Source organism: Stenotrophomonas hibiscicola ATCC 19867 (assembly GCF_000382065.1).
GTDB classification, from domain to species: Bacteria; Pseudomonadota; Gammaproteobacteria; order Xanthomonadales; family Xanthomonadaceae; genus Stenotrophomonas; species Stenotrophomonas hibiscicola.
The window spans coordinates 593,484-606,140 of record NZ_KB907498.1; the positions used below are offsets into that span (position 1 = coordinate 593,484).

Genomic DNA, 12,657 nt, shown 5'->3' on the forward strand with positions numbered 1-12,657 from the left:
CCGGACTGCGACCACAGGGCCGTCGCCAGCATCACAGGGGTATGCGAAACTGCAACGATGACAATCGTTCTCATCGCCGTCCTGCTCTACCTGGCTGCCAGTGCCCTGCTGGTGCGCGCGCTCGGCCGCGATGAAACCACCGGCTCGCCCACCTGGCTGTGGCCCGCCCTGCCGGCGATGCTGCTGCATGGCGGTTACCACGTGATGGTGGCGATGCGTACCACCGGCGGGCCGGACATGCACTTCTTCGCCGCGCTGTCGCTGGTCGGCCTGGGCATGGCCTGGCTGACCTCGCTGGTCGGCGCGCGCGGGCGGATGTCGGCGCTGGGCGTGGTGGTGTTCCCACTGGCTGCCGTGCTGCTGCTGGCCTACCACGGCTACGGCCACGAGCCGAGCAAGGTGCTGGGCTGGCGCCTGGCCAGCCACGCCTGGCTGGCCCTGCTGGCCTATGCCACGCTGAGCATCGCCGCCCTGCTGGCGATCATGCTGTGGCTGCAGGAGCGCGCGCTGCGCCGCCGCGAGTTCCGGCCATGGCTACGCGCGCTGCCACCGCTGGCCGACCTGGAGTCGCTGCTGTTCCGGGTGATCACCGTCGGCTTCGCGCTGCTGACCCTGACCCTGGTCACCGGCGTACTGTTCGTCGATGACCTGCTGGCGCAGAAGCTGGTGCACAAGACCGTGCTGAGCGTGCTGTCGTGGATCGTGTTCGGCGTGCTGCTGATCGGCCGCCGCCGCTACGGCTGGCGCGGCATGAAGGCGGTGCACTGGACGCTGGCGGCGATGCTGTTGCTGCTGCTGGCGTTCTTCGGCAGCCAGTTCGTGATCGAGCTGGTGTTCGGGCATACGCGATAGGCCGTGTGCCGACCAACGGTCGGCACCAACCCAGGTACTGCAGGCCACCGGCCGCCCCCACCCACCCTGGTAGTGCCGGCCGCTGGCCGGCAGCCACGCAATGCGCGGACGCTGCCGCCGGTCAGGGAATCGGCTGCGCCAGGATTTTCCGGACCGAACGACCGCTGTTGGTGAGGATGTCATCAACCTGCCAGCACCCCTGCCCCTGGCGCACCATCGGCAGGCGGGTCAGGTAAGCCTTCTTCCACACCGAGTAGCGCATCTCAACCTGGCCGGCGGTGGCCGACGCCTCTTCCCAGCTGTAGCGCACCGGCGTTTCGATGTCGCCGTCCTGCGCATCCAGCCACGGATCGGAATCGATCGTGCAGATGCCCTCCTCGCGCTGTTGGCAGGCGCGCTCATCACGCAGCGCCTTGCCGAAGGCCACGCTGACCAGCGCGGCCGGCGGCTCCAGCAGATCACCGTTGCCGGTCGTCGCCTCGTAGAAAGCGCGGGCGACAGCCGCAGGCTCCTGGCAGGCGGGTGCAGCCTGTGCTGCTGGCGCCAGCAGCAGGCCGGCAATCATCAACATCCCTGTCTTTCGCATGTCCAATCCCTTTGGTCGTGATGGCGATCTCTTGTAGAGCCGAGCCCATGCTCGGCTGCGTTCCAGCATAAGCCGAGCGCAGGCTCGGCTCTACTTACAGCCCGTAACGCTCGATCACGTCCAGGTGCGGCTGGCGGTCCTGGTCACAGGCCTCGGCAAGCCGCAGCCAGCAATGCGGATGCGGCCACGTCGCGGTCTGCTGCTGGAGGAAGCGGTGCAGTGCCAGCGGTGCATGGTCCTGCGGCTGGGCCACCGTGAACAGCAGGCCCGGCAGCGTCCCCTCCTCCACATCGGGGTCGGTGACGGTGTAGTCCGGTCGGCTGTGTGACCACACCTTCCAGCCCTGTGCTTCGGCCGCCTCGACGAAGGCGTTCCAGGCCTCTTCGCCCGGGTGCGCGCCATCGATCATCCAGCTGCGGGCGAAGCCGCCGCGCTCCAGCACATGCACCTGCGAGTAGGTCGGGATGAAATGCTCGCGAGCTTCCTCCTCCTCGGGTGCCGGATGCACCAGCGCGGCATCGAACACCACCCAGTCGCCCACCTGCTGGGCGCGGTTGGACGGCGCGTTCTCGACGATGCGCGCGGTCACCGGACCGCTGCGACGGGCGTAGTACTCCATCGGCTCGCCGTTTTCTTCGCTGCGGATGATCACCCAGCCCCACGGCTCTTCGACTACGCCCTGCTGGCTGGACAATTCCATGCCAAGCGCCGCCGCCGAGCGGCGCACGGCGTCCCAGTCGCGCGCCGCGCTGGCTGCGCTCATGTGGTCCCAATGCGCGGCATTGGGCTCCTCCAGCAGCTCCACCAGCTGTGCATAACAGGCCTGGGCGTCGCTGAAACGGCCGGTTTCCATGTACATACGCGCCAGCGTGCCGCGCGCGCCGTGCGAGCCCGGAGACAGCTCCAGAAGCGATCGGGCCGCCTGCTCCAGCGCCGGCCAGTCGGACACGCGGCGTGCACGCTGCACCTCGCACCAGTGCGCGAACACCGGCACGCTGCCGCGATAGAGATCGGCCAGCTGGCGCAGTCCGTCGTCGTCGCCCTGTTCGGCCAGCCAGCGCATCAGCGTGTAGGCCGCGGGGCCATCGTGCTGCGCATGGCCGCGCACGAACCGCCACAGCAGCGACCGCGCCTCGGCCTGCGCGCCGCAGGCATTCAGTGCCGAGGCGGCCATGTCGGCCAGCGCCTCGTCATCGGGCAGCTCGGCATGCGCCTGCAGCAACCACTGCGCTTCGCGCTCGGGATCGCGCGACTGGTTCTGTTCGCCCTGCGCATCCAGCCATGCCAGCAGCTCGCCGGCCGGCACCGGCAGCGGCGCGGCGTCCGGCAATGCCTCGATGCGCGCGGCCAGGCCGGCCACCAGGGCCGCGGCACCACGGTCCTGGCGCAGCTGCGCCAGATGGGTGCGGGCCAGTTCCAGCTGCCGCAGTGCGACCCAGCGCGCGCCACGCTGCAGCGCCAGCTCCAGGCTCAGCGCCGCCACTTCGATCAGCAGGCGATGCGAACCAACCCGGGCGAAGTGCTCGATGATCGTGTTGAAGCGCGTGCCCAGGTCCCAGCTGTTGCGCGCAGGATCCCGCTGACAGAGCGCTGCCGCGGTGTTTGCCCACAGCCGCCAGTAGTTCGGAGTCAGTTCGCTCCACGGCACCAGCTGCTGCAGCGCCTCTTCGTCGCGGCCCAGCTGGGCCAGCGCCCAGGCCTTGGACAGGCGGCGCGGCACCGTGCAGTTGGCCGGCTCGTACTCTCCGGACGCAGCAACTTCGGCCTCCCGCTTTTCGATCAGCGCCAGTGCCTCATCGGCACGGCCCATGCCCAGCAGGATCTTGATCTGCATCTCCGGGAAGCTGTCGAACACTTCCTTGCCACAGGCCTCCACGGCATCGGCCTGCACCTGCAGGTAATCCAGTGCCGCCTGGCCACGGCCATCATCAAGCAGCGCATCGGCCTTCTCGCAGCTCAGGCACTGGAAACAGGCCCAGCTCGGGTCGATGCGACCCAGTGTTTCATCGCAGACCTCGATGCGCTCGGGCACCCAGCCCGGGCCATCGATGTTGCCATAGCAGGCGGCCAGGTCCTGGGTCACGCAGATCGACTGCGGGCATTCCAGCGTGTCCTCGCGGTGCGCGCGTTCAAACAGCGCTACGGCTTCGCCGAGTGCGCTTTCGCCTTCCACGCGGTTGCCGACGCGGTTGCGCAGCGCCCAGTGGCCGACATAGACGTCAACCCACGGGTTGTCCAACGCCTTGCCCAATGCGCGCGCTTCGGGCAGCAGCGCATCGACGCGGTCGATTTGCAGTTCACTGACCTCGTCGGCGAGACGGTTCAGCAGGTGCGCGTTCTGCGCCTGGCCGGCCTGGCGCAGGTCACCCTGCAGCTTTTCGACCCAGTTCCAGATGTCCATGGGGGTAATTGCTCCTGTCTAGCGAAGGCTGGATGAGAAGGTGCGGTGCTCAGCGCAGCATCTGCTGCAGGGCACCGGCGATATCGGTAAAGGCGCCGTTGAGATCCGGGCCGGGCGTAGCGTTCGCGCGTGCCAGCGGGCGGCCCTGCGCGGCGACGATGACTTTCAGCGAGCGCAGCAGGCGGGCTGCGGCCTCGGCCTGCGGATGGCCCTCGCGCTGGGCGCGCAACAGCGCCTGCACCGCCGGGTTGTCGAGGTTGAGGTACAGCCGCGATGGTGCGCGTGATTCGATGCGCGCGGTGAACTGGCGCGCCAGGCGCAGCGCCGCCATCGATACGCGCTTGTCGTTCTCGTCGTCTTCCAGGCGCTGCTTCAGCTCGGCCTCGCGGTCGGGCACCACCACCACCGGCAGCGCCTCCGGGCTGAAGCGTGCCGGCAGCAACTGTTCGCCGTCACCCAGTTGTTCGCGCAGCCAGGCCAGCTGCGCCTCGTCGAGGCTGTCATCACTGCGGAACAGCGCACGGTTGCCCTGCTCGGTACCCAGCTCGACCAGGCGCAGGCCCTTGGCCTGTGCCCAGCGTCGCAGGAACGGCACCACCGCGTAGCGATGGCCATGCGCGACCGGTACGCCCATCGCGCGGAACAGCATCTCTTCAAAGCCACCGCCGTTGTCGAGGATGACATGCACGGCACCGCGCGCCGGCAACGCGCTGGCCGGCAGGTCGCCCTGCGAGGTCGGCACCCGCACATGCTCCATCAGCAGTTCGAACAGGCGCTCATCGCACAGTGCCGCACCCAGCAGGGCCTCGTTGTGGCGGGTCAGCACGCGCCGCCAGGCTTCCGGCTGCTGTTTCGCGACGTCGGCCAGGCCGTCGATCAGCGCCTCCAGCAGTGCATGCTGCACCGCGCGGTACTGGTCATCGCGCTGCAGGTCTTCGCGGCTGGCGGTGGGCGTCAACCGCGAGGATTCGATCACCCCGCCGATGAAACCGGCCCACGGCGGCAGCAGGTCGCGCGCGTCGTCATCCAGCAGCATGCCGCGCACGAACACCGACAGGTTGCGGTTGTCGCTGGTGCCATAGGTGGCGCCGTCCTGCACCCACAGCAGGCCGGTGGCATCGCTGTTGCCATCGGCACGCAACGGCACGGTGACGATCGGCTCGAAATCATGCTCGAACCGCGCGGCGAACTGCAGCGCCTGGCGGCGGGCCTGCACCGGATGCACGGCAACATCCCCCTGATCGCGCCACGGTGGCGGCTCGGGATTGATCGCCTCGGTCGCAGCGCCAATGAAGATCGGCTCGGACAGCAGCGCGCAGTAGCGGCCCAGCACCTCGTGCAGGCGCGCCTCGTTGGCCAGCGGCAGGAAATCAGGATGCAGCTCCAGCTCCACCTCGGTGCCGACCGCACGTGCCGGCACTTCGCTTACCGTGTACTGCTCGGCATTGCTGGACACGTACAGATGGCCCAGGTCCGGGGTCTGGTACGAGGTGGTGCGCACGCTGACCCGGCGCGCCAGCACGAAGGCCGACAGGAACCCGAGGCCGAACATGCCGATCAGGCCCTCATCGTCCTCGCCGCCCTGGCGCAGGCCACGGGTATAGCCGACGCCGACGGTGGCCAGGTAATCGTGGATCTCCTGGCGGGTCAGGCCGGCACCGGTATCGGAGATGCGCAGCACGCCGGCACCGGCATCGACCTGCACCGAGATGCGCGACGGCACTGCGACGCCGGGCTGTTCGATGCGGCGGCGGATGATCGAGTCGTGCGCGTTCTGCACCAGTTCGCGCAGCGCCACCACCGGGGTGGAATACAGGTGCTTGCCCAGCACCGTCATCAGTCCATTGAGATCGACCCCGGCGCGACGGATCTCGGCGTTGGGGGTGGTGAGCGCGGTGTCCTGCATGTAATCGTTTACTCCTGGGCACGGAAAGACGCCAGAGGGCGTCTTCGTCGAGCGGGAAAAACTAGCACAGGGAAGCTGACCGTTGCTGCATTGGAAATGTGTAGAGCCGAGCCGATGCTCGGCTGCTGTTCGCTCTTTGTAGCGTCGAGCCATGCTCGGCTGCTGTTCGACCACCCGTCGACCATGGCTCGACGCTACAGAAAGCAGCCGGGCGTGGGCTCGGCTCTACAGTGCTGGCATCATGCCGCGTCGATAGCCTCGGACAGCCGCTCCACCGCGATCACTTCCATGCCTTTCACCGAGCCGCCCTTGGGCGCGTTGGCCTTGGGCACGATGGCGCGCTTGAAACCATGGGTGGCCGCCTCGCGCAGGCGGTCCTCGCCATTGGGCACCGGGCGGATCTCGCCGGACAGGCCAACCTCGCCAAAGGCAATCGTCTTTTCCGCCAGCGGCCGATCCTGCAGCGACGACAGCACCGCCAGCAGCACCGGCAGGTCGGCGGCGGTCTCCTGCACGCGGATGCCGCCGACCACGTTGACGAACACGTCCTGGTCGCCGACCAGCACGCCGCCGTGCCGATGCAGCACCGCCAGCAGCATCGCCAGGCGGTTCTGCTCCAGGCCGACCGCGACACGACGCGGGTTCGACAGCGGTGATGCATCGACCAGCGCCTGCACCTCCACCAGCAGCGGCCGGGTGCCCTCGCGGGTGACCATCACGCAGCTGCCCGGTTGATGGGTGCTGCCGCCGGACAGGAAGATCGCCGATGGGTTGGAGACTTCCTTCAGGCCCTTGTCCCCCATCGCGAACACGCCCAGTTCGTTCACCGCACCAAACCGGTTCTTGAAGGCGCGCAACAGGCGGAAGCGGCTGCCGCTCTCGCCTTCGAAATACAGCACCGCGTCGACCATGTGCTCGAGCACGCGCGGGCCGGCGATGCCGCCCTCCTTGGTGACGTGGCCGACCAGGAACACCGCAGTGCCGGTTTCCTTGGCAAAGCGCACCAGCCGTGCCGCGCTCTCGCGCACCTGGCTTACGGAGCCGGGCGCCGCGGTCAGCGTTTCGGTCCACAGGGTCTGCACCGAGTCGGCCACGATCAGCCGCGGGCCGGCCTTGGCCGCGTGCTGCAGGATCGACTCGACGCCGGTCTCGGCCAGCGCATTGACGCCGTCCAGCGGGAGCTCCAGGCGATGCGCGCGGCCGGCGACCTGCGCCAGCGACTCTTCACCGGTGACGTAGAGCACCGGCAGTTCGGCCGCCATCTTCGCCACCGCCTGCAGCAGTAGCGTCGACTTGCCGATGCCCGGGTCGCCACCCACCAGCACCACCGCGCCTTCGACCAGGCCGCCGCCCAGCACGCGGTCGAACTCGCCGATGCCGGTGGAGACCCGGCGATGCTCGGTCTGCTCCACGTCTTTCAGCGCGGTGATCTTCGGCGGGTCGATCTTCCCGGCCCAGCCGGCCCGCCGCGAGGCCGGCGCCTTGGCCGCCGCCGCGCTCTCCAGCACGATCTCCGACAACGAGTTCCAGGCGTTGCACTCGGTGCACTGCCCCTGCCACTTGCTGAATTCGGCGCCGCATTCATTGCAGACGTAGGCGGTGCGGGCTTTTGCCATCGGATGATTTCCAGCAATGGGAACAGGCGTGGCAGGATAGCCGAGCCGGGTCGCAGGTGCTGCGACCGCTCAAGTCCCGTCCACCCGCGCCGATAGCTGTCGCGGGCGTGCGCCTTGCGGGCGCCCCTCCCTCTCCCTCTGGATTCAACATGACTGGCAGTTACAGTCAGAGCCTGGTCGCCATCTCGCTGCTGGTGGCCATTCTTGCTTCGTACACGGCGCTGGACATGGCCGGCCGCCTGGCCACGGCCGAGGGGCGCGTGGCACGCTGGTGGCTGGCGGGTGGCGCGGCGGCCATGGGCCTGGGGATCTGGTCGATGCATTTCATCGGCATGCTGGCCTTCGACCTGCCGATTCCGGTCGGCTACGACCTGGGCATCACCCTGTACTCGCTGGCCGTCTCGATCGGCGCTTCGGCCTATGCGCTGTGGCTGGTGTCGCGCCCCAGCCTGCCGTGGCGCCGGCTGCTGGCCGGTGCGGTACTGATGGGCCTGGGCATTGCCACCATGCACTACCTGGGCATGGCCGCGATGCGCATGCAGCCGGGCATCGACTATCACCCCGGCTGGTTCGCCGCCTCCATTGCGGTGGCCATCGGTGCCGCAGGTGCGGCGTTGTGGATCGCCTTCCGGCTGCGCGCCGAGCAGCGCAACACCCTGCTGCTGCGCGCGCTCGCATCGCTGGTGATGGGCCTGGCCATCGTCGGCATGCATTACACCGGCATGGCGGCGGCGCGCTTCCCCGAAGGCAGCATCTGTGGCGCCGTCGGCAGCGGCGGCATCGACACGCGCTGGCTGGCGGTGCTGGTGATCGTCACCACCGTGGCCACGCTGGGTATAGCCCTGGTCGCCTCGCTGTTCGACCGGCAGATGCGCGTGCGCACCGGGCTGCTGGCCGATTCGCTGGCGCACGCCAACGACAAGCTGATCCAGGCGGCACTGCACGACCCGTTGACCCAGCTGCCCAACCGCATGCTGCTGCAGGACCGCATCGAGCAGGCCATCGAGAAGGCGCGGCGACGCAATCATGCGGTGGCGGTGATGTTCTGCGACCTGGATGGCTTCAAGGCGGTCAATGATGCCTTTGGCCACCAGCTTGGCGACCGCCTGCTGGTGGCGGTGGCGCAGCGCATCGGCGGCCTGCTGCGCCCGCAGGACACGTTCGCCCGCCTCGGCGGCGACGAGTTCGTGATCGTGCTGGCCATCGATATTCCCGACGATGCGGTGGTGGTGGCCGAGCGCATCATTGCCGCCGCCGGTGAGCCGTTCACGCTGGATGCGGCCAGGTCAGCGCCAGCCTGGGCATCGCCCTGTACCCGGACGACGCCAGCAATGAGCGCGAACTGATGGCGCACGCCGATGCGGCGATGTACCACACCAAGGAAACCGGGCGGAACGGCTATACCTTCTTCACTCCCTCGATGCAGCTCAGTGCCAATCGCCAGCTGCGCCTGCTGCAGGACCTGCGCAAGGCCATCGCCCGCAACGAACTGATCCTGCATTACCAGCCCAAATTCCCGGCCGCGGGCGCACCGGCCACCGGCGCCGAAGCGCTGCTGCGCTGGCAGCACCCGGAGCTGGGGCTGCTGGCGCCGGATGTGTTCATTCCGATCGCCGAACGCAGCGGACTGATCCTCCCCATCGGCGACTGGGTGCTGGACCGCGCCTGTGCACAGCTGCGCGCCTGGCATGACGCCGGCCACGCAGACTGGTCGATGGCGGTGAACCTGTCGCCGTTGCAGTTCGCCTCGCCGGCGCTTCTGGACAGCGTGCGCGAAGTACTGCAGCGGCATCGGATCGAACCGGCCCGGCTGACCCTGGAGATCACCGAGACCACCGCGATGAAGGACGTCGATGCCAGCCTGGCCATCCTCAACGACCTGACCGCGATGGGCGTGCACATCGCCATCGACGACTTCGGCACCGGCTATTCCAGCCTGCTGTACCTCAAGCGCATGCCGGCCACCGAACTGAAGATCGACCGCGCGTTCGTTCGTGACCTGGAATGCAACGACGAAGATGCCGCCATCGTGTCGTCGATCATTGCGCTGGGCCGCACCCTCCAGTTGCAGGTGGTGGCCGAAGGCGTGGAAACGCAGGCGCAGCGCGAGTACCTGAGCGAGCTGGGCTGCGACCAGCTGCAGGGCTACCACCTGGGCCGGCCGATGGAGGCAGAGGAGTTCCTGCGCCGGGTGGCGGGGTAAAGCCGGCCGCTGGCCGGCTTCCCGCGATTGCCGGCCAGCGGCCGGCACTACCGGACAACGGAAAACCAGAAAGGCCGCCCGAGGGCGGCCTTTCTGCGTGGCAACGTCGCGAGAACGTCAGTGCATCATGTGCACGTTCATGTTGTGCATGACCCACAGGGTGCCGATCACGATGATGCCGATCACCACGACGGTGAAGGCCGCCGCGTTGACGTTCCAGCGGCTTTCCGAAGAGCGGTCCAGGTGCAGGAAGAACACCAGGTGGACCAGCATCTGCAGCACCGCGGTGACCGCGATCACCACACCGTTGACGGTGCGCGAGAAATCGCCCGACATCACCATCCAGAACGGGATGACGGTCAGCACCACCGCCAGCACGAAGCCGATCAGGTACGACTTCACGCTGCCGTGGCTTTCGCCGCCGGTGCCGTGGTCGTGTACATGGTTGTCATGTGCCATTACAGCGCTCCATTGAGGTAGACGACGGAGAACACGCCGATCCAGATCAGGTCCAGGAAGTGCCAGAACAGGCTCAGGCACGCCATGCGGGTCTTGTTGGTCGCGGTCAGGCCGTACTTTTTCAGCTGCACGAACATCACCAGCAGCCACAGCAGGCCCGCGCTGACGTGCAGGCCGTGGGTACCGACCAGGGCGAAGAACGCCGACAGGAAGGCACTGCGGTCCGGACCGTAGCCCTGATGGATCAGATGCTGGAACTCCCACACTTCCATGCACATGAAGCCGAAGCCCAGCAGCCAGGTGATGCCCAGCCACAGGTACATCTGGCCCATCTGCTTGCGGTGCATGGCAATCATGCCCAGGCCGAAGGTCAGCGACGAGGTCAGCAGCAGCGCGGTTTCCCACGCCACGAACGGCAGCTCGAACAGGTCCTTCGCGGTGGGGCCACCATCGGTACCGCCTGCCAGCACCACGTAGGTGGCGAACAGCGAGGCGAAGATGAGGCAGTCGCTCATCAGGTACACCCAGAAACCGAAGACGGTGTTGCCGCCGGTGTCGTGGTGCTCGTGGTCGTCATGGCCATGGGCCGCCGCGTGTGCGGCGTGCCCGTGGCTCAGGGTCGAGGTATTGGTGCTCATGCCTTCAGCTCCGACTTCACCAGGCCCTGGGCTTCCAGGTGCTTGCGGTGTGCGTTCTCGATGCGTTCCACCTCGGCGGCCGGGACCCAGTAGTCCACGTCCTGGTCGAAGGTGCGGTAGATGAACGTGGCGATCATGCCGACGAAGCCGACGATGGCCAGCCACCAGATGTGCCAGATCATCGCGAAGCCGAACACCAGGCTGAAGGCACCGATGACAACGCCCGTGCCGGTGTTGCGCGGCATGTGGATGTCGGTGTACTTGGCCGGCTTCGGCCAGGCTTCACCACGCTGCTTGCGTTCCCAGAAATCGTCCAGCTCGGTGACGTCCGGCAGGGTCGCGAAGTTGTAGAAGGCCGGCGGCGAGGAGGTTTCCCACTCCAGCGTACGGGCATCCCACGGGTCACCGGTCAGGTCCACGGTCTTCTTGCGGTCGCGGATCGACACGGCCACCTGGATGATCTGGCACAGGATGCCGGCGCCGACGATGAACGCACCGCAGGCAGCAACCAGCAGCAGCGGCTCGTAGGCCGGGTTGACGGTGCTCTGCAGGCGACGGGTCATGCCCATGAAGCCCAGCACGTACATCGGCATGAAGGTCACGTAGAAGCCGATGAACCAGCACCAGAACGCGCACTTGCCCCAGAACTCATTGAGGCGGAAGCCGAACATCTTCGGCCACCAGTAAGTGATGCCGGCGAACATGCCGAACACCACGCCGCCGATGATGACGTTGTGGAAGTGGGCGATCAGGAACAGGCTGTTGTGCAGCACGAAGTCGATGGCCGGGATCGCCAGCATCACGCCGGTCATGCCGCCGATGACGAAGGTGACCATGAAGCCGATCGTCCACAGCACCGGGGTGGTGAAGTGCACGCGACCGCGGAACATGGTGAACAACCAGTTGAAGATCTTCACGCCGGTCGGGATCGAGATGATCATCGTCGTGATGCCGAAGAAGGCATTGACGTTGGCACCCGAGCCCATGGTGAAGAAGTGGTGCAGCCACACGATGAACGACAGCACGCCGATGCAGGCGGTGGCGTAGACCATGCCCTTGTAACCGAACAGCGCCTTGCGCGAGAAGGTCGCGATGACTTCGGAGAACACACCGAACGCCGGCAGGACCAGGATGTACACCTCCGGGTGACCCCAGATCCAGATCAGGTTGATGTACAGCATGGCGTTGCCGCCGCCGTCATTGGTGAAGAAGTGCGTACCCAGGTAACGGTCCAGGGTCAGCAGCACCAGGGTGATGGTCAGCACCGGGAACGCGGCGACGATCAGCACGTTGGTCACCAGGGCAGTCCAGGTGAACACCGGCATCTGCATCAGCTTCATGCTGGGGGTACGCATCTTCAGGATGGTGATGAAGAAGTTGATACCACTCAACGTGGTACCCAAACCCGCCACCTGCAGGCCCCAGATGTAGTAGTCCATGCCGACGCTTGGACTGTATTCGATACCCGACAACGGCGGGAACGCCAGCCAGCCGGTGGCGGCGAACTCACCGATCCACAGCGACAGCATGATCAGCACCGCGCCCGCCACGAACAGCCAGAAGCTGAGCGAGTTGACGAACGGGAACGCAACGTCACGCGCACCGATCTGCAGCGGCACGGCCAGGTTCATCAGGCCGGTGATCAGCGGCATCGCCACGAAGAAGATCATGATCACGCCGTGGGCGGTGAAGATCTGGTCGTAGTGGTGCGGCGGCAGGTAACCCTCCGAGCCACCGACGGCGAGCGCCTGCTGGGTGCGCATCATGATGGCGTCGGAGAAGCCGCGCAGCAGCATGACGAAGGCGACGATGAGGTACATCACGCCGATCTTCTTGTGGTCCACCGAGGTGAACCACTCCTTCCACAGATAGCCCCACAGCTTGAACTTGGTGATCAGGGCGACGACGCCCAGGCCACCCAGCACCGCGCCGACCAGGGTGGTCAGCACGATCGGATCGTGGGGGATCGACTCAAGAGAGAGTTTTCCCAACATGT

General features: G+C 67.0%; 8 protein-coding genes and 1 pseudogene. 2 read left to right on the top strand and 7 right to left on the bottom strand.

Annotation, left to right across the window (positions count from 1 at the left end):
• Positions 1-57 precede the first annotated feature (57 nt).
• Positions 58-852 (top strand): cytochrome C assembly family protein, encoded by a 795-nt coding sequence (locus tag G370_RS0102940; protein ID WP_019659268.1) that lies wholly within the window; start codon positions 58-60, stop codon positions 850-852.
• A gap of 121 nt (positions 853-973) precedes the next feature.
• On the opposite strand, the gene G370_RS0102945 is transcribed toward G370_RS0102940, so the two are convergent.
• From G370_RS0102945 to radA, 4 genes are all read right to left on the bottom strand, one after another.
• Positions 974-1,438, bottom strand: a complete 465-nt coding sequence (locus tag G370_RS0102945) for a YqhG/Tai3 family protein (protein WP_019659269.1) — start codon at positions 1,436-1,438, stop codon at positions 974-976.
• A gap of 94 nt (positions 1,439-1,532) precedes the next feature.
• Positions 1,533-3,839, bottom strand: coding sequence for a tetratricopeptide repeat protein (locus G370_RS0102950; RefSeq protein ID WP_019659270.1), 2,307 nt, complete (start codon positions 3,837-3,839; stop codon positions 1,533-1,535).
• A 49-nt stretch (positions 3,840-3,888) separates the two neighbouring features.
• Positions 3,889-5,745 carry an ATP-binding protein gene (locus G370_RS0102955; protein ID WP_019659271.1) on the bottom strand — a complete coding sequence of 619 codons (1,857 nt, stop codon included), beginning with the start codon at positions 5,743-5,745 and terminating at the stop codon, positions 3,889-3,891.
• A gap of 239 nt (positions 5,746-5,984) precedes the next feature.
• The gene (gene radA, locus G370_RS0102960) at positions 5,985-7,361 is read right to left on the bottom strand and encodes a DNA repair protein RadA (RefSeq protein WP_019659272.1); all 1,377 of its coding nucleotides are present in this window, start codon (positions 7,359-7,361) and stop codon (positions 5,985-5,987) included.
• Positions 7,362-7,510: 149 nt separating this feature from the next.
• On the opposite strand from radA, the pseudogene G370_RS01000000120690 reads away from it, so the two are divergent.
• Positions 7,511-9,564: pseudogene (locus G370_RS01000000120690) on the top strand (putative bifunctional diguanylate cyclase/phosphodiesterase).
• 117 nt (positions 9,565-9,681) lie between these two features.
• Here G370_RS01000000120690 and cyoD read toward each other — a convergent pair.
• Genes cyoD through cyoB form a run of 3 tightly spaced genes read right to left on the bottom strand, consistent with a single transcriptional unit; the run spans position 9,682 to position 12,655 of the window.
• Complete coding sequence (gene cyoD, locus G370_RS0102970; protein ID WP_019659273.1) at positions 9,682-10,023, bottom strand: cytochrome o ubiquinol oxidase subunit IV; 342 nt, start codon at positions 10,021-10,023, stop codon at positions 9,682-9,684.
• Positions 10,023-10,661: a cytochrome o ubiquinol oxidase subunit III gene (cyoC, locus tag G370_RS0102975; RefSeq protein WP_019659274.1), complete on the bottom strand. Its 639-nt coding sequence runs from the start codon at positions 10,659-10,661 to the stop codon at positions 10,023-10,025. Before cyoC ends, cyoD begins: the two co-directional genes overlap by 1 nt.
• Positions 10,658-12,655, bottom strand: coding sequence for a cytochrome o ubiquinol oxidase subunit I (gene cyoB, locus G370_RS0102980; protein ID WP_019659275.1), 1,998 nt, complete (start codon positions 12,653-12,655; stop codon positions 10,658-10,660). The genes cyoC and cyoB overlap by 4 nt, the downstream gene beginning before the upstream one ends.
• Positions 12,656-12,657 lie beyond the last annotated feature (2 nt).

Coding starts and splice junctions, on each gene's coding strand:
- radA (WP_019659272.1), bottom strand. CDS start 7,361: ATGGCAAAAGCCCGCACCGCCTACGTCTGCAATGAATGCGGCGCCGAA.
- G370_RS0102945 (WP_019659269.1), bottom strand. CDS start 1,438: ATGCGAAAGACAGGGATGTTGATGATTGCCGGCCTGCTGCTGGCGCCA.
- cyoC (WP_019659274.1), bottom strand. CDS start 10,661: ATGAGCACCAATACCTCGACCCTGAGCCACGGGCACGCCGCACACGCG.
- cyoB (WP_019659275.1), bottom strand. CDS start 12,655: ATGTTGGGAAAACTCTCTCTTGAGTCGATCCCCCACGATCCGATCGTG.
- G370_RS0102950 (WP_019659270.1), bottom strand. CDS start 3,839: ATGGACATCTGGAACTGGGTCGAAAAGCTGCAGGGTGACCTGCGCCAG.
- G370_RS0102955 (WP_019659271.1), bottom strand. CDS start 5,745: ATGCAGGACACCGCGCTCACCACCCCCAACGCCGAGATCCGTCGCGCC.
- cyoD (WP_019659273.1), bottom strand. CDS start 10,023: ATGGCACATGACAACCATGTACACGACCACGGCACCGGCGGCGAAAGC.
- G370_RS0102940 (WP_019659268.1), top strand. CDS start 58: ATGACAATCGTTCTCATCGCCGTCCTGCTCTACCTGGCTGCCAGTGCC.